At 73.9% G+C, this 1,091-nt stretch carries 1 protein-coding gene and 1 pseudogene; one reads left to right on the forward strand and one right to left on the reverse strand.

The window, feature by feature from the left end; translation table 11 throughout:
* Positions 1-274, reverse strand: a pseudogene (locus tag A5714_RS01375) (heavy metal translocating P-type ATPase); the annotation flags it as partial.
* Between the two features lie 67 nt (positions 275-341).
* Between A5714_RS01375 and A5714_RS01380 the strand changes: the two are divergent.
* A partial coding sequence (locus tag A5714_RS01380; RefSeq protein WP_304528496.1) for an HAD-IC family P-type ATPase occupies positions 342-1,091 on the forward strand: 750 nt, incomplete at its 3' end.

Raw genomic sequence — 1,091 nt, forward strand, 5'->3', positions numbered from 1 at the left:
TGGCCACCGCCGATTTGATTAGCACGCCGTGGCGGCCGGCATTGGCGATCGCCGAGAGCAGCGGCGGCATGGTCGCCAGCACCACCGCGCACGGGGACGCGACGATCATGAAAGTCATGGCGCGCAGCAGCGTGGCCTGCAGGCCGGAGCCGCACAGCAGCGGCACCGCGAACAGCCCGAGGGTCGCCGCCACCACGCCCACCGAGTAACGCTGCTCGACCTTTTCGATAAACAGCTGGGTCCGCGCCTTCGTGGCGGACGCCTCGGCGACCATGCCGCCGCTGCTCTCGGCGATCGCCAATGCCGGCCGCCACGGCGTGCTAATCAAATCGGCGGTGGCCATGGAGCACCTCGGCGACCTCGGCGTGGTCGCCTTCGACAAGACCGGCACGCTCACCACCGGCACGCCGCGGCTGACCAGCGTCGCGCCCGCCGACGGCCGGTCCGGCGAGGACGAGGTGCTGCGGATCGCCGCCGCCGCAGAGCATTTCAGCGAGCATCCGCTGGGCAACGCCATCTGCGCGGCCGCCCGCCGGCGGGGCCTCGCGGTGCCGCAACCCGACGAGTTCGTGGCGATGCCGGGCAGCGGGGTGCGCGCCGGCGTGGACGGCCACGTGGTCGAGGTGATCAGCCCGCGAGGGTTGGCTGACGACGCCGCCGTCGACGCGTTGCAGGCGGCCGGGGCGACCGCCGTCGTGGTGACCGTCGACGGCCGGCGGGTGGGCGTGCTCGGCCTCGACGACACCGTACGGCCGGACGCCGCGCACGTGGTGCGGGCCGTCGCCGCGCTGACGTCGGCTCCCCCGGTCGTGCTCACGGGGGACAACCGCCGGGCCGCGGCGCGCCTGGCCGCGCATCTCGGGGTCGACGATGTCCGCGCCGACCTGTTGCCCGACGGCAAGGTCGCGGCGGTACGCGAGTTCGAGGCTAGCGGCCTTCGGGTGCTGCTGGTCGGTGACGGCGTCAACGATGCCCCGGCGATGGCGGCCGCGCACGCGTCGATCGCCATGGGTCGCGGCGGCGCCGACCTGGCGCTGGAGACTGCCGATGCCGTCACCGTGCGCGACGACCTGATGACGATCCCCGCGGTC

It is taken from the genome of Mycobacterium sp. E2462, from assembly GCF_001672685.1.
In the GTDB taxonomy this organism is placed as follows: domain Bacteria; phylum Actinomycetota; class Actinomycetes; order Mycobacteriales; family Mycobacteriaceae; genus Mycobacterium.